This is a genomic window from Pseudomonas sp. FSL R10-1350 (assembly GCF_009600525.1).
GTDB classification, from domain to species: domain Bacteria; phylum Pseudomonadota; class Gammaproteobacteria; order Pseudomonadales; family Pseudomonadaceae; genus Aquipseudomonas; species Aquipseudomonas helleri.
This window is the reverse complement of sequence record NZ_WIVR01000026.1, coordinates 24858-44049: the sequence shown is the minus strand read 5'-3', so window position 1 is coordinate 44049 and position 19192 is coordinate 24858. Positions and strand designations below refer to the sequence as shown.

Sequence of the window (19192 nt, the reverse complement as noted above, 5' to 3'; positions counted from 1 at the left end):
TGAAGGCACACTCGCCCCCTCCCTTTTCTGAAATTAATGAGAAATGCTCATAAACCCTTGCCGATTTAACCGTCTAGTCCCCACTCGCTAGGTCACCTACTGTTCTCCCAACGCCAAATGGGAGATCCACATGCACAAGCGCTCACTCGGAACAAGTTCACTCGAAGTGTCAGCCCTGGGCTTGGGTTGCATGGGCTTGAGCCATGGCTACGGCCCGGCGACTGACACACAACAAGCCGTTGCGCTGATTCGTTCGGCGGTTGAGCGAGGCGTCACGTTCTTCGATACCGCCGAGGTTTACGGCCCTTACCTGAACGAGCAAGTGGTAGGCGAAGCCTTGGCACCGGTGCGCGATCAAGTGGTCATCGCCACCAAGTTCGGCTTCACCTTCGGCGACGACAATAAGCAGCAGATTCTCAACAGCCGCCCCGAGCACATTCGGGTCGCGGTTGAGGGGTCGCTGCGTCGACTGAAGACCGATTACATCGATCTGCTTTACCAGCACCGCGTCGACCCGGACGTGCCGATCGAGGACGTCGCCGGGGCGGTAAAGGACTTGATTGCTGAAGGCAAGGTCAAGCACTTCGGCCTGTCGGAAGCCGGGGCGCAGACCATTCGCCGGGCGCACGCGGTACAGCCGGTCACCGCACTGCAAAGCGAATACTCGTTGTGGTGGCGCGAGCCTGAAAAAGAGATTCTGCCGACGCTGTGGGAGTTGGGCATCGGCTTCGTACCGTTCAGCCCATTGGGCAGAGGTTTTCTGACCGGCACGGTGTCGGCACAGACCACGTACGGCAGCGACGATTTTCGCAGCATCGTCCCGCGTTTCAGCCCGTCGGCACTGCAAGCCAATCAGGGCCTGGTGGTGCTGATCCGTCAGATTGCTGCGCAAAAACAAGCGACCCCGGCACAAATCGCGCTGGCCTGGCTGCTTGCGCAGGCGCCGTGGATTGTGCCGATTCCGGGCACGACCAAACTGTCGCGTCTGGAAGAAAACCTCGGCGGCGCGGATATCACGCTTGATGCCAGCGAACTCAAGGCCATTGATAGCGCATTGGCGCAGATCCGCATTGAAGGCGAGCGTTATCCAGAGGCCCTTAAGGCGCGTGTCGGTCGATGAGCACCGAACATGATCCGCTGCGGCGTACGGTAATCGCCGCACTGGCCAGCGCCCCGCTGCTGTCGCTTGCCGACACCCAAGATGCCAGTGCAACACCGCGTTCAGGCTCACGGATTCTGGTCGCGTATTTCTCGCGCTCGGGTAATACCCGCGTGGTCGCCGGGCTAATCCAGCGTGGACTGGGCGCCGATCTCTTCGAGATTCGCCCCGCCCACGCCTACCCCGAGGACTATCTGCAAACCGTGGAGCAGGCACGTCAGGAGCGTGACAGCGGCTTCGAACCCGAGCTGCACAACAAGGTTCACGCCCTTAGCGACTACGACACGGTCTATCTCGGCTTTCCGATCTGGGGTGAAACCGCCCCGCCGGTCGTGCGTGCCTTCCTCAGCGCCCACGACCTGACCGGCAAGACCCTTATCCCCTTCAACACCCACGGCGGTTATGGCTTGGGCAACAGCCGCAGCGTGCTCGTAAAACACGCGCCGAAGGCTAAGGTAGTGGAAGGTTTTGTGATGGAGGGCGAGCAGGAACGCAAGACCATGGAGCGCGTGAACGGCTGGCTGAACGATCACCCTCTCGCGCGTTAACTGAGTTCTGTACGGAGTGACACCATGAAAATCCGCACGTTGGGCAATGGCCTGGAAGTGTCCGCACTGGGCCTGGGTTGCATGAGCATGACCTCGGCCTATGGCCCGGCTGCCGACAAAGCCAGCATGATCAAGTTGATTCGTTCGGCTCACGAACAAGGCATCACTTTGTTCGATACCGCCGAAGCGTATGGCCCGTTCGCCAATGAAGAACTGCTGGGCGAGGCCTTGCAGCCGATCCGCGAGCAGGTGGTCATCGCCACCAAGTTCGGCTTCGATATCGACCTGACCACTGGCGTGCGTGGCAGCGGTACCAACAGCCGCCCGGAACATATCCGCGCCGTGGCCGAGGCGTCGTTGAAGCGTTTACGCACCGATCACATCGACCTGTTCTATCAGCATCGCGTTGACCCGCAGGTGCCCATCGAAGACGTCGCCGGCACCATCAAAGATCTGATCGCCGAGGGCAAGGTCAAGCATTTCGGCCTGTCTGAAGCGGGCGTGCACACCATTCGCCGGGCGCACGCTGTGCAACCGGTTACGGCAGTGCAGAGCGAATATTCACTGTTCTGGCGCGGCCCGGAAGTGGAACTGCTGGCAGTGCTCGAAGAGCTGGGTATCGGGTTCGTGCCGTTCAGCCCGCTGGGCGCGGGTTTTCTCACCGGTCAGATTGATGAGCACACGCAGTTCGACGCCAGCGATTTCCGCAATTTTGTGCCGCGCTTTTCACCGCAAGCGCGCAAGGCCAACCTGGCGTTGGTCGGTGTGGTGAAAGCCGTCGCGCAGCGCAAACACGCCACACCGGCGCAAGTGGCGCTGGCCTGGTTGCTCGCTCAAAAACCATGGATTGTGCCGATCCCCGGCACGACCAAACCCCATCGGCTGGAAGAGAACCTGGGCGCAGTCGACCTGCAATTGACCGGTGACGATTTGCGCGAGATCAACGAGCAAATGGCGCAGATTCACGTGCACGGTGATCGCCTGCCGGAATCGGCACTGAAGATGACCGGACTCTGAGCCTGCCCGACGCGGCGCTGCATTGGGCGCCGCTTTCACTGTGTGACCGGAGTTGATCCGATGAATCGATTGATCGCCCCCCTCGTTGCTTTGTCACTGATGACGGCAGAAACCCAAGCCGCCAGCGAAATCCGCATTACGCCGAACGGCTCGCAGCCTTCGGTTAAGGGCGCGGCGCAAAACTTTACGGGCACCGTACGCGTTGATGGCCTGTTCAAAGGCGATGCGCCAGCGCGCATTGGCGGCGCCACGGTGACCTTCGAGCCCGGCGCACGCACGGCGTGGCACACCCATCCGCTGGGGCAAACGCTGATCGTCATCGCAGGCGTCGGCTACGTGCAGCAAGAGGGTGGCCCGCGACAGGAAATCCGACCGGGCGACACTGTCTGGATTCCACCGCACACCCGCCACTGGCATGGCGCTACACCCAGCAACGGCATGACCCACATCGCCATTGCAGAAGCCGAGGACGGCAAGACCGTCACCTGGGCAGAGCAGGTCGCGGAGGCGCAATACGCCGGCCATTGAGCTAACGATTCCACTGATCGCCGCATTTATGGCGACCGGCGACATGCCTGGCCTCAACACGGCACTCAACCAGGGACTCAATGCCGGTTTGAGCATCAGCGAAACCCGCGAAATTCTGGTGCAGCTCTACGCCTATGTCGGCTTAGCGCGGCACAGTTGCGCCAAGTCACCGAGTTGCTGAAAAAGCAGGGCGATACACAGACGGCCGAGCGAACCCACGCAGCGCTGACCCAAACACTTTCGCAACTGCCGCCCTTTTAATTGCTCAGGAGCTTCACATGAAAAACATGCTTAAAGCCACGCTCATGTCGGCACTGGTCGGCCTCTCGGCGGGTGAAGCCTTGGCCGCCGACTACCAAAAGAACCCGTTCACCCTCGCCTATGATGGCGCGATCAGCACCAACGAAGCGGGCAAGGTCAACATCCATCCGGTCAGCTACAAGCTCAATGGTCTGGACATCGCCGCCAACGTCTACACCCCGGCTGGCTATGACGCCAAGAAGACTTACCCGGCCGTGGTCGTTGCACACCCCAATGGCGGCGTGAAAGAACAAGTCGCCGGTCTGTATGCCCAACGCCTGGCCGAACAGGGCTACATCACCATCACTGCCGATGCGGCGTATCAGGGCGCCAGCGGTGGTCAGCCGCGCAGCATCGATAAACCGGCGTACCGTATCGAAGACATTCACGGCATGGCCGACTTTATCAGCCAGTTTGCCGGCGTTGATGACAAGCGTCTGGGGCTGCTCGGGATCTGTGGCGGCGGTGGTTATTCGCTGGCGGCGGCGCAAACCGACAAACGCTTCAAATCGCTGGCAACGGTGAGCATGTTCAACTCGGGCCGGGTGCGCCGCAACGGCTACAACGACTCGCAAATGGACAGCATCCAGCAACGCCTGCAACAAGCGTCAGTTGCCCGTGCGCAAGAAGCGGCCGGCGGCGAAGTGCTGTATTCGGGCGATGCCAACCTCACCGAAGAGCAAATTGCCAAACTGCCCTTCGAGCTGTATCGCCAAGGTTATGAGTACTACTGGAAGACCCACGCGCACCCGAACTCGACCTTCAAATACACCACCAGCAGCTTGATCGATTTGATGCGTTTCGACGCCACTGACCATATAGAGCTGATCAACCAACCGTTGCTGATGATCGCCGGGAGCAAAGCCGACAGCCTGTACATGACGCAGGACGCCTTCTCCAAAGCCACCGGCACCACCGACAAGGAACTGTTTATGCTCGACGGCGCCACGCACATCGAAACCTATTGGGTGCCGCGTTATGTCGATGCCGCGATTGGCAAGCTGAGCGCGTTTTACGCCCGCACCTTGTAATCAACCCTCATGGGGGTCGCGCATCGGTGTGCGACCTGCTTTTATGGATGAATCCCGCGCCCCTCATGAGAGGTTCTCATCAATGTCCCGCGCCAACCTTAACGACCTGCAAGCCTTCGTGGTCATCACCCGCGAAGGCAGTTTCACCCGCGCAGCCGCCCAGCTTGGCGTCTCGCAGTCGGCGCTGAGCCACACCATGCGCACACTGGAAAGCCGACTGGGCGTGCGCTTGCTGACGCGCACCACGCGCAGTGTTTCACCGACCGAAGCGGGTCAGCGGCTGTATCAGTCGATGGCACCTCGGTTCGATGAGATCGAACTCGAACTGGCCGCGGTCAGCGAGTTTCGTGACACCCCGGCGGGCACTGTGCGGATTCAAGCGTCCGAACATGCCGCCAACAATATTCTGTGGCCCAAGCTTTCAAAGGTGCTGCCCAACTATCCGGACATCCATGTCGAAATTACCGTCGACTACGCCCTCTCCGACATCGTCGCGCAACGCTATGACGCCGGTGTTCGCCTGGGAGATCAGGTGGCTAAAGACATGATCGCCGTGCCGGTCGGGCCATCCTTGCGCATCGCCGTCGTGGGCTCACCCGAGTACTTCAAACAGCGGCCAATACCGAAGGTGCCCGGTGATCTGGCGGGACAAAATTGCATCAATCTGCGCCTGCCCACCCATGGCAGCCTGATGCAATGGGATTTTGAAAAGGATGGTCACGAACTGAAGGCCCGTGTCGAAGGGCAATGGACGTTCAACAGCAGCGTGCCGATCCTGCGGGCGGCCGTGGCGGGGTGTGGTTTGGGCTTTCTGCCGGAGGACATGGTGGCGCAGGAGCTGGCTGACGGTAGGCTTGTGCGAGTGCTGGAAGACTGGTGCCAACCCTTCGCCGGTTACCACCTCTACTACCCCAATCGCCGTGAACATTCATCGGCGTTCGGGGTTGTCGTTGAAGCGTTACTTTACAAGCCTTGATGTATTGATAAATCGGCAGCGCTTCAACATGCCGCCCGGCATCGACGGCACACTGTTTGAGGACACGTCAGCGGGCTTGGCCCCTGGCCAGGCAATGTGAATTGACGAACGTTGCAGTGTGCTGCAAAGACTGACGTATCTCTGGCTTGGCTATTCCATGCCTGTTGGCAAATTGCTCGACCGCTGTTGTATCGAAACGCGTGGTCTGAATAAAGTCCAAGGCTTCGGGCTGGGTATTCAACCTCCGCGCGACGGGAGGAATACGCAGCAGTAATTTCAGTAATCGCAGTGAAATAAAGTAGTTAGGCGACTTTATGCCCAAAGGGTGTGCCAACTGCTTTAAGAGTTCCCGCAAATCAGGCGTTTGATCATCAAGCGCCAGTAGTTCCTGACCCGCCATGGCAGGATCAAAAGCACACGTCGCCACCAGCTCAACCAGGTAATCCACGGTGACCAGTGGCAGCCAGTGCCTGGCGGTACCCGGCACTGCCGTCAGTTTTCCCTGCACAAGGTTGCGTATCAGCTCCACTAGCGGCTGACCGTCAACGATATGCCCCGTGCGGCTGTGGCCACAGACCGTCGCGGGGTGGACAACCGTCATCTCCCCTCCCTTGGCGGCCATGACGTCTAAGGTCGCAAAATGCGCTTCCAGCTTGCTCGCCTCGTAACCACCGACTTGCCGGTAGACGGCAGGCCAATTCGTGCGCTGCGGATAACGAGGATCAATACCGATGCGTTGCAGATGTTCATGGTTTTTCAGCATGTAGCCGCCAATCATCACTAACCGGCTTTTTTGCTCAGCCGCCAACAGCGCAACGCGCTTTGCCCCTTCTACATTCACCGCACGAGATTGCTCGATTGAAAGCCCCCACGCGAAGTGGGCGCCCAGATGGAACACGACGCTGGCGTGCCTTAGCACTTCGCGATCAGCAAGACTCAGCCCGAGAGTGTCCCGTTGCAGATCACCCGTTACGGCAAATACCCGGCTTGCACACCCGCCCAACGTATCGATTTGCTCGCGCAGTTGAGCCAGTCGCTCCGGGCGACGCATCAACACCCGAATGGTATGACCTTGTGCACTCAGATACGCCACTAAATGCTGACCGATAAAACCGGTTCCCCCCGTGACAAAGCACTCCACGCCCATTTCCCTGTTCCTTGTTTGAGGTAAGGAGCCGAGCGTAAACTGTCGACCCGACTCTAGGGTCAAGCGGTGTTTTCATGAAAATCGGCGAACTCGAAGCCCGCAGCGGTGCCAGCCGCCATACGCTACGTTACTACGAGCAAATCGGCCTGATCTCACCGCAGCGGCGGACGAACAACTATCGCGATTACACAGCCCAAACGCTGCACGACCTGGACTTTATCAAGCGCGCGCAAAGCATGGGATTTTCCCTGGGGGAAATAGGCGAGATTCTGGATGCGCAGCGCAATAAGCTGATCGATTGTGCTGACGGCGCCAAGCTGATTGAAAAAAAGATGGCAGAAGTCCAACTGAAAATCGCCAACCTCCAAAGTATTTATCGGTATCTGGATGAAGAGCGTGCAAACCTCGAAGTTAGTGCTGCGAAACAGCTTGAGATGGAGCAGTTGAATAACTCAGCCGGTCAACAGGGGATGGGGGGGGTGAGGTGGCGTCCATCTAAGCGGCACCCACTCGATAATCTGTAGCCGTTTGGCGGTGGCCGATAGCAGCCTGTCGAGAAGGGCCGCTTTCGGCCAATAGGAGCCGCTGGACAGCTTGGGCAGGTGTTGTCGTTCTGCGTTTGCCTTCAACGTTCGCGGGTTCGCACTGGGTTGGGGTAAAGAAGGCATGGCGGCGGCCTTTTCTCTCTCCCGAAGTGTCGCGCGTACAGTCTGCCCTGTTATGCTGATTCAGCCGTCCAGCGTGTAGATAAGATGCTATACGGCGTTAAGTGACAGGTATGTTGGCTAATTGATAGTTAGGGAAAACTGAGTATGCGTCGCTTAAAAGCCAACGGGTTTGTGTTTGTCAGCATTGCGATACTCTGTTGCGGCTGCACATCTTATTCGTCCCAGCCGACAATCAACGAACCCGTTGAACCCGAAACACAAGAAATCATCTCCAGCTTCAGTTACGCAATAAACTCCCCATGGAAAGACAGTCGCTTCGGCAAGGACGCATACTCAGCGACACTCAACGTTATTCCCGATGCACAGGATAAGAACTCCAGCCTTGCCGCCCCGAGCCTGCCAGCATTAGAAATAAAGATCTCGGAGTTCTCATCTGGCGGCGCTTGCGGACAAGATTACTTGACGGGTCTGAGTCTGGGTTTGATCCCCAGTTGGTGTACGCGGACAAACCTTTTCAAGTTTGATTTTATATTGAATAAGGACCAGCGCTTTTGCAGGCAGAAAACCTACTCGATAAACTCCACGTCGTTTTCACATCTCACGATGATTCCGTTTGCACTCTTCAATACGGGCAATCAGCCATTGACGCTCTATCAGGCGGCGCTTAAAGATTTTCTTCGCAGAGGTCAATGTGCGACACGTTGAGAGGCTGCTTTTGGCCGAAAGCCGACTTTCGTGACGTTCAAGCGAACTCTCACGACAGCCATTTAAGACGTGCAAACGCCCCATCCATCTACTAATAGGGCACGCAGAAATGTGTTGCTCACTTCAACATCACAAGCCCCCGAAAATATCAGCTCACGCCCGCGCTCACATCCGGTGATGTTCTAGCAAGAAATCCACGAACAATCGCACTCGCGCAGGCATTGCCGCCCCGCCGACGAACACCGCATGAATCGGTTCGCGGTCCCCGGGGTTCCAGGCTTCCAGCAGGGGAATAAGGTCGCCGCGCTGCAGGTCCTCGCTCACGCTGAACTCACCGATACGTGCAATGCCGGCACCTACGCGCGCGAGTTGTGCCAGCGCTTCACCACTGCTGCATTCGATGTTACCGCTGACCTTTAGGGAGAACTCTTCTCCATCACGGATGAACGGCCAGTTGGGTTCGGCACGCCGGAAGTTGAAGCGTAGGCAGTTGTGCTGCAACAGGTCTTCCGGTGCCTGGGGGATGCCGTGGCGCTGTAAATACTCGGGCGATGCCACCACGACCTGGCCGGTGTCGCCGATTCTGCGCGCGGTCAGCGGGCTGTCAGGCAGATGGCCAAAGCGGACCGCGACGTCGGCCTGCCCGCCGAGAATGTCGACCACTTCGTCGCCGAGGGTAAGGTCGACGACGATGTTCGGGTAACGGGCGCTGAATGCTGCAACCAAGGGAACGATGGCCAGCCGCCCATGGCCAAGGGCCGCACTGACCCGCAATCGCCCCTTGGGTACGCCCTGATCGGCGATGGCTTCTTCGACCTCGTCCATGTCGGCCAGGATACGCCGGGCGCCGCGCAGGAACGCTTCGCCCTCGGCAGTAAAGGTGATCGCTCGGGTGGTGCGCAACAGCAGGCGGGTGCCAAGGCGTTGCTCGGTACGCGCGATGATCCGACTGACTGCTGAGGGTGTCAGGCCCAGTGCTCGCGCAGCGGCCGAGAGGCTGCCTTCCTGAGCCACGGTGGTGAACACGCTCATTTCACCTGACCTGCCGTTGAAGTCCACTTGTGCCTCCCGCGCAAAGGTGATTGCCAAAAATGCTATCTACCGCTTGAAAAGACGGGATCGTAGCATTAGCGGCATAGATAAGGAGCCTTTCATGCGTATCAATCCACCCCTTGTAGCGCTCGCCATCGGAGCCTTTGGCATCGGCGTAACAGAATTCGCCCCCATGGGCATGTTGCCGGGTATCGCTGCGGATCTGGGCGTTTCCATTCCCGCCGCCGGTTTGCTGGTCAGCGCATATGCGTTGGGCGTATTGCTCGGCGCACCGCTGATGACCCTGACCACCGGCAAAATTCCCCGGCGCTATCTGCTGATCGGGCTCATGGCGATTTTCACCCTGGGCAATCTGATGTCAGCCTTGGCCACTGATTACTACAGCCTCATGATCGCCAGGGTGGTGACCTCACTCAACCATGGTGCATTTTTTGGCGTTGGCTCCATCGTCGCCGCCAGCGTGGTCGCCCCGGAAAAACGTGCCGGGGCGGTTGCGGCGATGTTCATGGGCCTGACCCTGGCGACCATCGGTGGTGTGCCGCTGGCCACCTGGTTTGGTGAACTGTTCGGTTGGCGCACCGCGTTCTGGGGCATCACGGGTCTCGGCTTGTTGACCATGGCCGCGTTGTGGTTCGCCCTGCCTAACCTGAAGGCGCCGCCAAGCGCCGGTGTCATGGCCGAAATTCGAGTGCTGGGGCGCGGTCCGGTGCTGAGCGCGTTGGCCCTGACCGTGGTCGGATCGAGCGCAATGTTCACCGTCTTCACTTACATCGCGCCCATCCTGAGCAGCGAGACCCAGGGTTCCACCGCCTACTTCACCGCCATGCTGGTACTGTTTGGTGTGGGCTTGACGCTGGGCAATATGTGGGGCGGCAAGGCCGCTGACCGCTCGATAGATCGCACCTTGATCGTCTCGCTAAGCGTGCTGATTCTCGTCTTGCTGGCGTTCACCCTGCTGATGCGCTGGGAGGTGCCTGCCGCACTGGCCATCCTGATATGGGGCATCGCCAGCTTCGCCCTGGTGCCGCCGCTACAGATGCGCGTCATGGAAGCAGCCAAAGACGCGCCCAACCTTGCCTCTGCGGTGAACATTGGCGCCTTCAACTTTGGCAACGCGATTGGCGCAGCACTGGGCGGAGCGGTGATCAACGCGGGTTGGGGTTATCCGGCGATTTCCCTGGCCGGAGCGGCGATGGCGGGTTTGGGGTTGTTGATGGTGCTGGCTTCGGTCTGGCGTTCTAGAGCGGTTGAAGTCGCGGTGGTGTGAGGGGCGGCAAGTGACAGGATTGCTGCCCTTGGTGAGGGGCGGCAATCGATCAGAAGCGGCCGCTCCTTCTCTGCCGTTTATTTCAGATATCGGCCAGACGGTACAGTGCTTGGGCATGGGATGCCGTGAACCCGGCACGCTCCAGATTTCGGCGGCTTTGGGAGCTGGCCAGCGCGGTCGCAGCCACCCATTGACCGCCATGTTTCTTTGCTTGCTCTATTCGGTGAGAAATCAGGGCTGCGTGGTAGCCGTAGCCCCGAGCATCTTTTCGAGTTGCCGCCGTTCCAAGGTAGGCAACACCATTGCTGGCCAAATACATCGCAGCCCCTGCTACCACCACTCCCTGCACTTTCAAGACATAGATTTTCAGACGTCCATCAGGCCTCTGCCCTGCAAAGGAAGCCTGATTCAGCAGCCGATGCTCCGGCTTGGTATGAAAGCCAGCCGCGTGCACTTCTGCAAATAAAGGCAGAGTTTTCGGCGTGACCTCTTCAATTTCGAATGAGTGGTGATTCAAAACCACGTTTTCAATAGCACACGCCAATTGCAGGTGAGTCCAGCCCCTCAAACGCTCAAGCCGTTCCTCGCCCAAAATGGCGTATTGCTCCAGCGCCGAAGATTTTCCGATAAGAGGGGTGACAGCCGATCGCTCCGCTGACTCATTGAGCAATTTCAACACGGTCAAGGGGTCGCTGGCGATGTCACCGTAGATGCGGTTGAACATTGGGCTAGGCGATGCTTTTACTTGAAAGCACGGAAAGTCAGCATTGAAAAAAACACGTGCACCATAAGGATTGCCGCTGACATCTGCCAGATTCTCAACGCGCGAACGTAAATACTCGCATTCTGCGGCCTCAATCTTATGAGCCAATTCAACATCCATGTTCATCGCCCTTTTTCAGGATTTTCTGGAAGGGTAATGCGGATCGCACAATACGCTTGTATCCAGACACGCACAGTGGCGGTTTCAACTTCACTACCCGCTTTGGGTTATTAGTCGTTATTCGCGAGCCACAAGCAACATCCAGCATTTTTTACGAGGCGCGTGGGCAAAATCCGACCTTGGGGATCAGAGAAGTGGGGGCTTGAGAGAAAACCCATTCGAGGGTCTATCAGGAAATATAGCTAACCACCTGATTATGGTGGTGTCCCAGGCGGGGTTCGAACCTGCAACCTTCCCCTTAGGAGGGGGATGCTCTATCCAATTGAGCTACTGAGACAAACGTTTGCGCCACACGCTGATGGCCTGACGCAGAGGACGGCGTGCATGTTAACGGGCATGCCTTTGTTTGTCATGTCGTCCGTGGGCTTTTTGCGTGTGGGTGGGTGCGCTACAGGGTGGAGGGTGGGTGGTTGGGTTGGGTTGGGTTGGGTTGGGTTGGGTTGGGTTGGCGGGATTTTTGCGGGGACCAAAAGATCGCGAGGCAAGCTCGCTCCTACAGTTTGATTGGGGATGGTGGCGGGGGTTGGCGAAATATAAGGCTTTTCGTACGACGCTTCGCTTTCCATCTGGTGAAACTTCCGAGAAAATCCCATTCGCTTGCGCCTGTTCAGTCCGGGGAATAGTCTCGGCCCATCGCTGTCTTTCAGCGGTTGGGTTTAGTAGCCCGACGTATTACTCGGCGCATGGCGCCACCTCCGCGAGGCGCTTTTTTTCGGCCTGCGTTTTATGGTGGCCGTGCGTAGGGCGCCCTCGTGGCGCGCCGGGTTCCGAGTGTACCGGTCTACTAACCTGCGTACGGCTGCCTCCATTCGTTTAGTAGCGAAGGGAACAGCTCCATTAATACCTCGGAGTTGTCCTTATGAAGAAGATTGTTCCCGATCCACCTACCCTCCCCTTGCACGAGGCTGCTCAGTGCAGTGATGTGTCGTTGGACCGTGCCGCCGCTGAGCGTGCACTGGACTTTTATTTGCTCGACCCTAAGCCTCCACGACACGTGGATCAGGCCACGTATGTCATCCCCGACAGTGTCAATTTAGAAGCGGCTTTGGCCCAGGCGTCAGACTTGTTGCGCTGCGCGGGCGCTTCGGCGAGTGAGGCGGGAAATGGTTTGAGCGGCCATGCACGCAGTTTGGTGTTGTCGAGCATGCACTTGGTGGAGCTGGCCAAGGCGTATGTCGATAAGTCGCTGGATGGTTTGACGACGCACTAGAGCAGTACGTGCCTGGGTGCAAGCAGGCACGGTTTTCAAGATTAAGAGCTCGCGAGGCAAGCTCGCTCCTACAGTCAAAATCGTATACAGGTTGTCACATAACGGTGCACTCATTGGGTGCGACGCGGGGGGCGTGCATCAAAAAGTAACAGCCTTTTTGGGGCGCACACTTTTGGGCGTTTGCTGATTTTTCCTGCCTTACGCATTTCATGCTTTTTTATACTTTTTTAATTCATCTTATTTTTCAAACTGTTACAGAAAAATTCAAAGTTTCTGAGGACACGCACGCTGACCCGGCGCTGTTAGCTGGCATGAATATCGCTTTGAGCTAAACGACACTTGTATACAAATACGTACGAAATTAAGTACACGTTGTTTAGTAGCTTGCACCCTAACTGCAGGCATAACGCGGACTTCATCACCAGTGATTCCACCCTGTCATGACGCAGGTACGGGGTCAGGAGCTTGCCCAGAATGCGCACAAGACTCTCCAGCACTATCGCTCTGGATTTACCCTCTTCCGTTTCTACCCCGCAACCGCTGGCGGATAGTTCGTCTGCCACGCTGGCGCTCAGCCCACGCTTGCATAACAACGATCTGGCACCGACCAAAACTGAAGGTCGGCGCTGGGGGCGTTACAGCATTTTTGCGCTGTGGACCAATGATGTGCACAACATTGCCAATTACTCGTTCGCTATCGGTTTGTATGCGCTGGGGCTGAATGGTTGGCAGATTCTGCTCTCGCTGGGCATCGGCGCAGGGCTGGTGTTTATGTTCATGAACCTGTCCGGCTATATGGGCCAGCGCACCGGGGTGCCGTTTCCGGTGATCAGCCGTATCAGTTTCGGTGTGCATGGGGCGCAGATTCCCGCGTTGATTCGTGCAGTTATCGCGATTGCCTGGTTCGGGATTCAGACGTATTTGGCGTCGGTGGTACTGCGCGTACTGCTGGTGGCGGTGCACCCCGGGTTTGCGGCGTATGACCATGACTCGATCCTGGGGCTGTCGAGCCTGGGTTGGGTGTGTTTTGTGGCGATCTGGCTGGTGCAACTGGTCATTCTGGCGTATGGCATGGAGATGGTGCGCCGTTATGAGGCCTTTGCCGGGCCGGTGATTTTGCTGACGGTGATCAGCCTGGCGGCGTGGATGTATTTTCAGGCCAACGGCACCATCGCCTGGTCTAACCGCGTGCCGCTGAGCACCGCCGAGGTGTGGCGCAATGTGTTTGCTGGCGGGGCGTTGTGGCTGGCGATTTATGGCACGTTGATTTTGAATTTCAGCGACTTTTCCCGTTCTTCGCCGTGCTGCAAAACCATCAAGGTCGGTAACTTCTGGGGCTTGCCGGTGAATATTCTGGTGTTCGCCGGGATCACCGTGCTGCTGTGCGGCGCGCAGTTTCAAATCAATGGGCAAATTATCGAAAGCCCGACGCAAATTATCGCGTCCATCCCTAATACGTTTTTCCTGGTGTTGGGCTGCCTGGCGTTTCTGATTGTGACGGTGGCGGTGAATATCATGGCCAACTTTGTCGCCCCGGCGTTTGTGCTGAGCAACCTGGCGCCCCGGCATTTGACGTTCCGCCGCGCCGGGATGATCAGCGCAACCATCGCGGTGCTGATTTTGCCGTGGAACCTCTACAACAGCCCGTTGGTGATTGTGTACTTCCTGTCGGGCCTGGGCGCCCTGCTCGGCCCGCTTTACGGGGTGATCATGGTCGATTACTGGCTGCTGCGAAAAGGCCAGATCGATGTGCCCGCGCTGTACAGCGAAGACCCACGCGGCGCTTATTTTTACTCACGCGGGGTCAATATGCGCGCCGTGGCGGCCTTTATTCCGGCAGCGCTGATCGCCATCGTGCTGGCGCTGGTGCCGGGGTTTCATGAGGTGTCGCCGTTCTCCTGGTTGATTGGTGCGGGCATCGCGGCGCTGTTGTATCTGATTTTTGCCAAGCGCCAGGCGCATTACGCCAGTGTCAGCGGCGAGTCGATTGCGGTTGATAACGTCAGCCACTGAGTGTTGTGCGGCCCGCGGATGGCGGGCCGTGTTTTTACTTTTTTGTTGCAGGAGCTTGCATGCGAATTCTCGTGGTCAACGTCAATACGACTGACAGCATCACCCAGGCCATTGCGCGACAAGCGCAGGCGGCCGCGGCGCCCGGGACTGAGATTATCGGCCTGACCCCGGATTTTGGGGCTGATTCGGTTGAAGGCAATTTTGAGAGTTATCTGGCCGCCATTGCGGTGATGGACAAGGTCATGTCCTACGACCAGCCGTTTGATGCGGTGATTCAGGCGGGTTATGGCGAGCATGGGCGCGAAGGTTTGCAGGAGTTGCTCAACGTGCCGGTGGTGGACATTACCGATGCGGCGGCCAGCACGGCGATGTATGTGGGCCGTGCGTATTCGGTGGTGACCACGCTGGATCGCACAGTGCCGTTGATTGAAGATCGCCTGCGCCTGTCGGGGTTGTGGGATCGCTGTGCGTCAGTGCGGGCCAGCGGCCTGGCGGTGCTGGAATTGGAGGAGTCACCCGAGCGCGCACTGGAGGCCATTGTGCGCCAGGCCGAGCTGGCGGTGAGTGAGGATCGCGCCGAGGTGATTTGCCTGGGCTGTGGCGGTATGGCCGGGCTGGATGAGCAGATTCGTCAGCGCACCGGGGTGCCGGTGATTGATGGCGTGAGCGCGGCGGTGACGGTTGCTGAGTCGCTGGTGCGTCTTGGGTTGTCGACGTCCAAGGTGCGCACGTATGCGCAGCCGCGCCCCAAGGTGATTTCGGGGTGGGCGGCGAAGTTTATGCGGTAGTTTCAGGTTAGATTTTTAGAGCAAAAGCCCCTCACCCTAGCCCTCTCCCGCTGGAGAGGGAACTGATTGGGGGATGCTGAACATAATTGGCCATTAACACCTTGCGTTGAACCCAACGCCGCAAGAGCGTTTGCGTCAGGCTTTTAGTCACTTCCCCGCCTGGTTTTCCAGCATCGTGCATTTTGCATTGCGCCAAAAAGCCATCATTGCAATTTGCAATCGATCGGCCCTCGAAACCACCAGCAAACCGTTGATTTATAAGGGTTTTATAAACAAAAAGAGTTGGCATGATGCCTGCTCTATTCATGGCATCACCTAATTCTAAGAGATGACTGCCATGACCATGAACAGAACCCTTTTCTTGTTGAATGTTCTTGCCCTGGCGGTTTTGACTGGCTTTCACTTTTACGCCGACCCGGTTGCCGCCGAGCCCGGCATAGATGTGGCCGGCACGTACAGCAAACCTCATACGCCGATGCCACAACGGGCCGTGATGATGGGTAGCAGCCACGTTACCCCGCATTTGGCCACCGAGCGCTCAACCACTCCTGCCGCCTTCGAGAACACCCAGGGCGATCGCTGGGTTTTCTGAAAAAAGAGATGCTTAATCCATGTCCAAAATTGCTTTCGGCTTGTTGATGCTCGCCCTGCTGAGCCTAGCTCTGGGTCTGTTCTCTCAGGACGAGTTGGGGAATACGCCGTTGATTGCGGCCATCGTGTTTTTTGCTGGCTGGCTGGTAGCCCGCGCACTGGGGCGCCGCTTCAAGTTTGACCCTCAGTTGCGCTGAGGCGTCGCGATGGCGGCATCTATGAGCGCGAGTAAGCGCTGAACGCCAATCTGCAAGGCGGCCGAGTTGTCCAGCAGGTGCACGCCGTCTGCGACTAACGCTTCTACAGACTCCAAAAAGAGTTCATTGCGCGCCAAGCGGGCGTTTATTTCTGACGGGGTTTCTCGACCACGGGTCAGCAAGCGCTGACGCAAGACGTCGGTATCAACCCGCAACATAATCGCCAGCAAGTCCGGGTAGCGTTCGCGGGCCTGTTTGAGGTGCCCTCTCGATCCGTTGACCAGCACGTGACGCCCGGCCGCTAGCCAATGATCCAGCTGCACGGGTATGCCGTATTTCAGACCATTGGCTTGCCAGTCCAGAGCAAAGGCGCCGCTGGCCTTGAGTGCCTGGAACGCTTCGCGGCTAACGCCAATCGCCTCTTCACCTGCCGACTCTGCCGAACGGGTAATCACCCGCTGGATCACTTCACACCCGCGCGCCGCCAAATCAGGGCGTGCAGCTTCGATCAGGCTGTCTTTGCCTGAGCCTGAAGGCCCCATCAAATAGATCAATTTACCTGGCACTCGGTGGATCTCCGGGACGCGGCTGCGTAAGGCTGGGTTCACCCGCACAGGGTGAGGAGGCAACAAGATGGGGGCTGCTAAGAAGCATTCAAGTCAGTCAATGATGGCCTTTACACATAATGGTTCCTTTTAGAAAAGCCGATAGCCTGTAAACTACGTAGGACAACGCACATTTTTGACAATAGGTGCTGGCTTATAGCCTTTATCCCGTTCAATATTTGTCACAGAATTGACGCCAGGGAAGTGGCAGATATGAGGCATGATGCGCGCCTCTTTGCAATTCAGGTTGAACATTTGGCCACAAGCCTGGTCTGAAACCATATCTTGCGGCCAATTTCCGAGAACCGCTCCCCTGAACTAACCGGTTAACTATAATGCGCCCATTGAAACAGGCAATTTACTCAAGCCGTACGGCTGACAAGTTCGTCGTTCGCCTGCCAGACGGAATGCGTGAACGCATTGCCGAAGTGGCTCGCAATCACCACCGCAGCATGAACTCCGAGATTATTGCTCGCCTTGAGCAAAGCCTCATTCAGGAAGGCGCACTGGGCGATGAACCCAGCCTGCGTCTGGACAGCCCCGAGCTTTCCCTGAATGAACGCGAGTTACTGCAACGCTTCCGCCAACTGTCTCACCGCCAACAAAACGCTTTGGTTTCCTTGATTGCTCACGATGTTGAAGCTACATCCGACGCGTCTTGATTTAACCCAGGCAACAAAAAAGCCAGCGCTCTGCTGGCTTTTTTATGGGCGCCTTTCAGGCACCAATAAAAAAGGCCTGACGGGCTAGTTGCCGGTCAGGCCTTTTTGGTCAGAGCAAGAACAACGTTGCCAGCCCCAGGAAGATAAAGAACCCGCCGCTGTCGGTCATGGCGGTGATCATTACACTCGCGCCCATGGCCGGGTCACGCCCGAAGCGGGCCAGTGTCATGGGGATCAACACGCCCATGAGCGCCGCCAGCAGCAAGTTGAGCGTCATGGCGGCTGTCATCACCACCCCCAGCGACCAACTGCCGTATAGCAGGTAGGCGACCACACCGATCACCCCGCCCCATACCACGCCATTGATCAAGGCCACGGCCAGCTCTTTGCGCATGAGGCGCTTGGTGCTGCCGGTGTTCACCTGGTCCAGCGCCATGGCGCGCACGATCATGGTGATGGTTTGGTTACCGGAGTTACCGCCGATACCGGCCACGATGGGCATCAGGGCCGCCAGGGCCACCAGTTTTTCAATCGAGCCTTCAAACAGGCCGATCACCCGTGAAGCAATAAAGGCGGTGATCAGGTTGATCGCCAGCCAGGCCCAACGGTTACGCAGAGATTTCCACACCGAAGCAAAGATATCTTCTTCTTCGCGCAGACCGGCCATGTTGAGGACTTCGCTTTCGCTTTCCTCACGGATCAGGTCGACCATTTCGTCGATGGTCAAACGGCCAATCAACTTGCCGTTTTTGTCGACCACCGGCGCCGAGATCAAGTCGTAACGCTCAAACGCTTGGGCGGCATCGTAGGCGTCTTCGTCCGGATGAAAACTCACCGGGTCGCTGGCCATCACATCAGCCACTTGTTTTTCAGGGTCGTTGACCAGCAGACGCTTGATCGGCAGCACGCCCTTGAGCACGCCGTCGTAATCGACCACAAACAGTTTGTCGGTGTGGCCAGGCAATTCTTTGAGGCGACGCAGGTAACGCAAGACGACTTCAAGGCTGACGTCTTCACGGATCGTCACCATCTCGAAGTCCATCAGGGCGCCGACCTGGTCCTCGTTATAGGACAACGCGGAGCGAACGCGCTCACGCTGTTGCGCATCGAGGGTTTCCATCAGCTCATGGATGACGTCTCGCGGCAGCTCGGGGGCCAGGTCAGCAAGTTCGTCGGCGTCCATCTCCTTGGCGGCAGCCAGGAGCTCGTGATCGTCCATGTCGGCGATCAGGGTTTCACGCACAGAGTCAGACACTTCAAGCAGGATGTCGCCATCACGGTCAGCCTTGACCAACTGCCAGACGGTCAGACGATCGTCCAGGGGCAAGGCTTCCAGAATGTAGGCAACGTCTGCGGAGTGCAGGTCTTCCAGCTTGCGCTGGAGCTCAACAAGGTTTTGGCGATGAACCAGGGTCTCGACGCGATCCTGGTGCTGGCCTTCCTGACGGTGTGTCAGGCCCTCAACCACGCGCTGGCGGTTGAGCAGCTCAATCACTTGAGCCAGGCGGCTTTGCAGGCTGTCTTGCGCTTTCTTTACTTCAACTTCGGTCATAGGCGAACTCCACTCCCAGCAGCAGGGCACGCCGGAAGGATCAATCAGTCAATTCATGATTGGAAAAACGGGATGCTGAGTTACTACTGGGTAAGTCCATGGAGGTATTCCACAAGCCCCGGCGGGGCTGACGGGCGCAATCATACACGGCTTAAAAATTAATGACGCTATAAATCTGTGGAGATAACAAACGTTTACGGCTGCGTCTGGGCCGCTGAATCTGCGACGCTAA

General features: G+C 57.8%; 19 protein-coding genes, 1 tRNA gene and 2 pseudogenes. 15 read left to right on the top strand and 7 right to left on the bottom strand.

What is annotated here, in order from left to right:
* The first annotated feature begins 130 nt into the window (after positions 1 to 130).
* The 7 genes and pseudogenes from GHO25_RS13675 (at position 131) to GHO25_RS13645 (ending at position 5559) form a co-directional block, all read left to right on the top strand.
* Positions 131 to 1120, top strand: a complete 990-nt coding sequence (locus GHO25_RS13675) for an aldo/keto reductase (protein WP_123749841.1) — start codon at positions 131 to 133, stop codon at positions 1118 to 1120.
* Positions 1117 to 1707 (top strand): flavodoxin, encoded by a 591-nt coding sequence (locus tag GHO25_RS13670; protein ID WP_153390994.1) that lies wholly within the window; start codon positions 1117 to 1119, stop codon positions 1705 to 1707. Before GHO25_RS13675 ends, GHO25_RS13670 begins: the two co-directional genes overlap by 4 nt.
* 24 nt (positions 1708 to 1731) lie before the next feature.
* The gene (locus tag GHO25_RS13665) at positions 1732 to 2724 is read left to right on the top strand and encodes an aldo/keto reductase (protein ID WP_153390993.1); all 993 of its coding nucleotides are present in this window, start codon (positions 1732 to 1734) and stop codon (positions 2722 to 2724) included.
* A gap of 60 nt (positions 2725 to 2784) precedes the next feature.
* Entirely contained in the window at positions 2785 to 3252 is a 468-nt protein-coding gene (locus GHO25_RS13660) for a cupin domain-containing protein (RefSeq protein ID WP_153329156.1), read from the top strand.
* Positions 3253 to 3256: 4 nt separating this feature from the next.
* Positions 3257 to 3403, top strand: a pseudogene (locus GHO25_RS13655) (carboxymuconolactone decarboxylase); the annotation flags it as partial.
* A 127-nt stretch (positions 3404 to 3530) separates the two neighbouring features.
* A complete protein-coding gene (locus tag GHO25_RS13650) occupies positions 3531 to 4583 on the top strand; it encodes an alpha/beta hydrolase (protein ID WP_153390992.1) in 1053 nt (350 codons plus the stop codon).
* An 82-nt stretch (positions 4584 to 4665) separates the two neighbouring features.
* Positions 4666 to 5559, top strand: a complete 894-nt coding sequence (locus tag GHO25_RS13645) for a LysR family transcriptional regulator (protein WP_153390991.1) — start codon at positions 4666 to 4668, stop codon at positions 5557 to 5559.
* Positions 5560 to 5626: 67 nt separating this feature from the next.
* On the opposite strand, the gene GHO25_RS13640 is transcribed toward GHO25_RS13645, so the two are convergent.
* Complete coding sequence (locus GHO25_RS13640; protein WP_153391005.1) at positions 5627 to 6706, bottom strand: SDR family oxidoreductase; 1080 nt, start codon at positions 6704 to 6706, stop codon at positions 5627 to 5629.
* Between the two features lie 74 nt (positions 6707 to 6780).
* Between GHO25_RS13640 and GHO25_RS13635 the strand changes: the two are divergent.
* A pseudogene (locus GHO25_RS13635) lies at positions 6781 to 7164 on the top strand (MerR family transcriptional regulator); the annotation flags it as partial.
* 354 nt (positions 7165 to 7518) lie between these two features.
* The gene (locus tag GHO25_RS13630) at positions 7519 to 8079 is read left to right on the top strand and encodes a hypothetical protein (protein ID WP_048370791.1); all 561 of its coding nucleotides are present in this window, start codon (positions 7519 to 7521) and stop codon (positions 8077 to 8079) included.
* Positions 8080 to 8244: 165 nt separating this feature from the next.
* Here the strand turns inward: GHO25_RS13630 and GHO25_RS13625 are convergent, their stop codons facing one another.
* Positions 8245 to 9138, bottom strand: coding sequence for a LysR family transcriptional regulator (locus tag GHO25_RS13625; RefSeq protein ID WP_048370794.1), 894 nt, complete (start codon positions 9136 to 9138; stop codon positions 8245 to 8247).
* Between the two features lie 94 nt (positions 9139 to 9232).
* Between GHO25_RS13625 and GHO25_RS13620 the strand changes: the two genes are divergently transcribed.
* The gene (locus tag GHO25_RS13620; protein ID WP_153390988.1) at positions 9233 to 10399 is read left to right on the top strand and encodes an MFS transporter; all 1167 of its coding nucleotides are present in this window, start codon (positions 9233 to 9235) and stop codon (positions 10397 to 10399) included.
* A gap of 82 nt (positions 10400 to 10481) precedes the next feature.
* Here GHO25_RS13620 and GHO25_RS13615 read toward each other — a convergent pair whose 3' ends face one another.
* Positions 10482 to 11282: a GNAT family N-acetyltransferase gene (locus GHO25_RS13615; RefSeq protein ID WP_153329167.1), complete on the bottom strand. Its 801-nt coding sequence runs from the start codon at positions 11280 to 11282 to the stop codon at positions 10482 to 10484.
* A 260-nt stretch (positions 11283 to 11542) separates the two neighbouring features.
* A tRNA-Arg gene (locus GHO25_RS13610) sits at positions 11543 to 11619 on the bottom strand.
* A gap of 582 nt (positions 11620 to 12201) precedes the next feature.
* On the opposite strand from GHO25_RS13610, the gene GHO25_RS13605 reads away from it, so the two are divergent.
* From GHO25_RS13605 to GHO25_RS13595, 3 genes are all read left to right on the top strand, one after another.
* Positions 12202 to 12552 (top strand): DUF6124 family protein, encoded by a 351-nt coding sequence (locus GHO25_RS13605; protein ID WP_153376044.1) that lies wholly within the window; start codon positions 12202 to 12204, stop codon positions 12550 to 12552.
* Positions 12553 to 13026: 474 nt separating this feature from the next.
* The gene (locus tag GHO25_RS13600) at positions 13027 to 14565 is read left to right on the top strand and encodes an NCS1 family nucleobase:cation symporter-1 (RefSeq protein WP_153390987.1); all 1539 of its coding nucleotides are present in this window, start codon (positions 13027 to 13029) and stop codon (positions 14563 to 14565) included.
* A gap of 59 nt (positions 14566 to 14624) precedes the next feature.
* Positions 14625 to 15353, top strand: a complete 729-nt coding sequence (locus GHO25_RS13595) for an aspartate/glutamate racemase family protein (RefSeq protein ID WP_048367851.1) — start codon at positions 14625 to 14627, stop codon at positions 15351 to 15353.
* Between the two features lie 31 nt (positions 15354 to 15384).
* Here the strand turns inward: GHO25_RS13595 and GHO25_RS13590 are convergent, their stop codons facing one another.
* Positions 15385 to 15864 (bottom strand): hypothetical protein, encoded by a 480-nt coding sequence (locus GHO25_RS13590; protein ID WP_153390986.1) that lies wholly within the window; start codon positions 15862 to 15864, stop codon positions 15385 to 15387.
* Positions 15865 to 15964: 100 nt separating this feature from the next.
* Here GHO25_RS13590 and GHO25_RS26120 point away from each other — a divergent pair, with 100 nt between their 5' ends.
* Positions 15965 to 16141, top strand: coding sequence for a PA3371 family protein (locus tag GHO25_RS26120; protein ID WP_178110084.1), 177 nt, complete (start codon positions 15965 to 15967; stop codon positions 16139 to 16141).
* On the opposite strand, the gene phnN is transcribed toward GHO25_RS26120, so the two are convergent.
* The gene (gene phnN / locus GHO25_RS13585) at positions 16129 to 16707 is read right to left on the bottom strand and encodes a phosphonate metabolism protein/1,5-bisphosphokinase (PRPP-forming) PhnN (protein ID WP_048367854.1); all 579 of its coding nucleotides are present in this window, start codon (positions 16705 to 16707) and stop codon (positions 16129 to 16131) included. The two genes, GHO25_RS26120 and phnN, sit on opposite strands and share 13 nt — an antisense overlap.
* A 374-nt stretch (positions 16708 to 17081) precedes the next feature.
* Between phnN and GHO25_RS13580 the strand changes: the two genes are divergently transcribed.
* Positions 17082 to 17408: an Arc family DNA-binding protein gene (locus tag GHO25_RS13580; RefSeq protein WP_048367856.1), complete on the top strand. Its 327-nt coding sequence runs from the start codon at positions 17082 to 17084 to the stop codon at positions 17406 to 17408.
* A 109-nt stretch (positions 17409 to 17517) separates the two neighbouring features.
* Here GHO25_RS13580 and mgtE read toward each other — a convergent pair whose 3' ends face one another.
* On the bottom strand, positions 17518 to 18960 hold the full coding sequence (gene mgtE / locus GHO25_RS13575) for a magnesium transporter (RefSeq protein WP_048367858.1): 1443 nt from the start codon (positions 18958 to 18960) through the stop codon (positions 17518 to 17520).
* Positions 18961 to 19192: the final 232 nt, after the last annotated feature.